Raw genomic sequence first — 3,639 nt, forward strand, 5'->3', positions numbered from 1 at the left:
GGCCGGGCTTCGCCTTGTATTTCAGGGTGCGCTCGAGGCGAAACAACGCGACGGTGGCCGCGTGGGGGTAGACCTCGATGGCCCGGCGCGCGGCCGGTGATCGCGGGTCCGCGTCCAGGCCGAGCGCCACGGCCAGCCGGCCCGCGCGGGGGCCGTCGACAAACTCGGGTTTGCCGGTATTGCAGGGGTGCGCGCCGGCCTCGTACCTGCGGAAATCGCGGTTGAGCGCCGCCTCGGCGGGACGCTGCCCGGTCGGATTGTTCACCACCAGCGGCGCATCGAAGGCGACCACGCAATCGCCGCGGACGTAGGGAAGCAGGGCGGCCAGGATCTCGTCGTCGTCGCGGACCGCGCACACCCTCACCAGGGCGCCACCGGAGTCGACGACGGCGACGCCGGTCGGGTTGCGACCCGCCCAGGCGAGGTCGACGCCGGCGAAGTACATCCGCATAGGCTATGGCCGCGACCGTAAGCTGTGTGTTCGTGAGGACCAAGTGAGCATTCCGAATGTGCTGGCCACCCGGTACGCCAGTGCCGAGATGGTCGCGATCTGGTCGCCGGAGGCCAAGGTCATCGGCGAGCGCCGGCTATGGCTGGCCGTGCTGCGCGCGCAGGCCGAACTGGGCGTCGCGGTGCCTCCCGAGGCGATCGCCGACTACGAGCGGGTGATCGAGGACGTCGACCTGGCCTCGATCGCGGACCGCGAACGGGTGCTGCGCCACGACGTCAAGGCGCGCATCGAGGAGTTCAACGCGCTGGCCGGTCACGAGCACGTGCACAAGGGCATGACCAGTCGTGATCTGACCGAGAACGTGGAGCAACTGCAGATCCGGCGCTCGCTGGAACTGGTCTTCGCGCACGGCGTGGCGGTCGCGGCGCGGCTGGCCGAGCGGGCGGTGGCGTATCGCGACCTGGTGATGGCCGGGCGCAGCCACAACGTCGCCGCGCAGGCCACCACGCTGGGCAAGAGGTTCGCCTCGGCGGCCCAGGAGACCTTGATCGCGTTGACCAGGCTGCGCGAGCTGATCGACCGTTACCCGCTGCGTGGCATCAAGGGCCCGATGGGCACCTCGCAGGACATGCTCGACCTGCTGGACGGCGACGCGGCCAAGCTCGCCGAGCTCGAGCGGCGCGTCGCCGAATTCCTGGGCTTCGCAACGGTATTGACCAGCGTCGGGCAGGTGTATCCGCGTTCGCTGGACCACGACGTGCTCTCCGCGCTGGTGCAGCTGGGCGCCGGACCGTCCTCGCTGGCGCACACCATCCGGCTGATGGCCGGCCATGAACTGGTCACCGAGGGATTCGCGCCGGGGCAGGTCGGTTCGTCGGCGATGCCGCACAAGATGAACACACGCAGCTGCGAACGGGTCAACGGTCTGCAGGTGGTGCTGCGCGGTTACGCGTCGATGACCGCCGAACTGGCGGGTGCGCAGTGGAACGAGGGTGACGTGTTCTGCTCGGTGGTGCGCCGAGTCGCGTTGCCGGACAGCTTCTTTGCCATCGACGGCCAGATCGAGACCTTCCTTACGGTGCTCGACGAGTTCGGCGCCTATCCGGCGGTGATCGACCGCGAGCTGGACCGCTATCTGCCGTTCCTGGCCACCACCAAGGTGTTGATCGCCGCGGTGCGCGCCGGCGTGGGCCGCGAGGCCGCCCACCACGTGATCCGCGAACACGCCGTGGCCACCGCGTTGGCCATGCGCGAGCACGGCGCCGAGCCCGACCTGCTGGACCGGCTGGCCGCCGACGATCGGCTGCCGCTGGACCGGGCGGCGCTGGACGCGGCGCTGGCCGACAAGAAGGCGTTCACCGGTGCCGCCGGCGACCAGGTGGACGAGGTAGCGGCGCAGGTGGACGCGCTGGTGAGCCGCTACCCGGACGCGGCCAAGTACGCCCCGGGTGCGATCCTGTGACGCTGGCCGGCGCGCTCGCTTCGATCGACTTCACCGATCTGGACAACTTCGCCAACGGTTTTCCGCACGAGCTGTTCGCCATCCATCGGCGAGAGGCGCCGGTGTACTGGCACGCACCGACCGATAACACCCCCGACGGTGAGGGCTTCTGGTCCGTCGCCACCTACGCGGAAACCCTTGAGGTGCTCAAGGATCCGGTGACCTACTCCTCGGTCACCGGTGGCGCCAGGCCCTATGGCGGGACGCTGCTGCAGGACCTGGCGATCGCCGGCCAGGTGCTCAACATGATGGACGATCCGCGGCATTCGCAGATTCGGCGACTGGTCAGCTCCGGGCTGACGCCGCGGATGATCCGCCTGATAGAGGACGACCTGCGGGGCAGGGCGCGCCGGCTGCTGGACGCGGTGGTCCCGGGTGAGCCGTTCGACTTCCTGGTCGACATCGCCGCCGAGCTGCCGATGCAGATGATCTGCATCCTGCTGGGAGTCCCTGAATCCGAACGGCATTGGTTATTCGAGGCCATCGAGCCGCAGTTCGATTTCGGTGGTTCGCGCAAGGCTTCCCTGTCGCAGCTTTCGGTCTCCGAAAGAGACGCGGCGGCCGGGTCGCGGATGTACGAATACGGTCAGCAGCTGATCGCGTCCAAGCGTGCAAACCCGACCGATGACATGTTGTCGGTGGTCGCCAACGCGATGCTCGATGACGCTGAGGGATCGGCCCTGTCCGACCTCGAACTGTACCTGTTCTTCAGTCTGCTGTTCAGCGCCGGCGCGGAGACCACCCGCAACGCGGTCGCGGGCGGCCTACTGGCGCTGGCCGACCACCCGCACCAAATGCGGTCGCTGCGCGGCGATCTCGGGGCGCTGCCCACGGCCGTCGAGGAGATGGTGCGGTGGACGTCGCCGTCGCCCTCCAAGCGGCGCACCGCCACCCGCGACGTCACCCTCGGCGGTCAGTCGATCGAGGCCGGGCAGAAGATACAGATCTGGGAAGGCTCGGCGAATCGCGACGCCGGCGTGTTCGAGCGTGCCAACGAATTCGATATTGCCCGAAAGCCCAATCCGCACTTGGGTTTCGGCCAGGGTGTGCACTATTGCCTGGGCGCCAACCTGGCCCGGTTGGAGCTGCGGGTGCTGTTCGAAGAACTGCTCTCCCGGTTCGGCGGGGCGCGGGTCGTCCGGCCGGTCGAATGGGCCCGCAGCAACCGGCACACCGGCATTCGGCACCTCGTCGTGGAGCTTCACGAGGAGCCGTGACGATCCGGTTCGCCGATGTCGAGCCCTCACCCGATGTGTTCGCGGCGGTGATGGCGACGGGAATCTTGTCGATCGGCGCGCACAATCACGGCTACCGGTTGATCAGCGACACGATGGGCGTCATCGCCACCCTCGGGCTGTTGTTTCTGGTCGCCCTGGTCGTGGCGAAGGCCTGCGAACCGGGCCAGGGGCTGGGCTGGGATCTGACCGATCCCGACGTCACCCTGCGGCTGATCACCTTCGTGGCCGCCTGCGCGGTGATCGACACGCGCTTGTCGTCCAACGTGTGGGTGGCGCGGGTGCTCGGCGTGGTCGGCCTGACGTTCTGGCTGATACTGGTCCTGTTCAGCGCGCGAAACATGTTGGCCCACCGGTGGCCGGAGCTGCGCGACCGCGCCCACGGCGCCTGGCAGCTGGGCAGCGTGGGCACCTCGGGTCTGGCCATCGTGATCGCGCGGCCGGCCCGGTGT

At 68.7% G+C, this 3,639-nt stretch carries 3 protein-coding genes and 1 pseudogene; 3 read left to right on the plus strand and 1 reads right to left on the minus strand.

The window, feature by feature from the left end:
• Nucleotides 1-445 (minus strand): DUF429 domain-containing protein (locus tag A5646_RS03025; protein WP_156765502.1); only part of this gene is annotated, 445 nt, incomplete at its 3' end.
• A gap of 49 nt (nucleotides 446-494) precedes the next feature.
• Between A5646_RS03025 and purB the strand changes: the two genes are divergently transcribed.
• From purB to A5646_RS03040, 3 genes and pseudogenes are all read left to right on the plus strand, one after another.
• Nucleotides 495-1,913: an adenylosuccinate lyase gene (gene purB / locus A5646_RS03030; RefSeq protein ID WP_067019767.1), complete on the plus strand. Its 1,419-nt coding sequence runs from the start codon at nucleotides 495-497 to the stop codon at nucleotides 1,911-1,913.
• On the plus strand, nucleotides 1,910-3,169 hold the full coding sequence (locus A5646_RS03035) for a cytochrome P450 (protein ID WP_067019768.1): 1,260 nt from the start codon (nucleotides 1,910-1,912) through the stop codon (nucleotides 3,167-3,169). Before purB ends, A5646_RS03035 begins: the two co-directional genes overlap by 4 nt.
• A pseudogene (locus tag A5646_RS03040) lies at nucleotides 3,166-3,639 on the plus strand (C4-dicarboxylate ABC transporter); the annotation flags it as partial. The gene A5646_RS03035 and the pseudogene A5646_RS03040, both read left to right, overlap by 4 nt.

This window comes from Mycobacterium sp. 1245499.0, from assembly GCF_001673615.1.
GTDB lineage: Bacteria > Actinomycetota > Actinomycetes > Mycobacteriales > Mycobacteriaceae > Mycobacterium > Mycobacterium europaeum_A.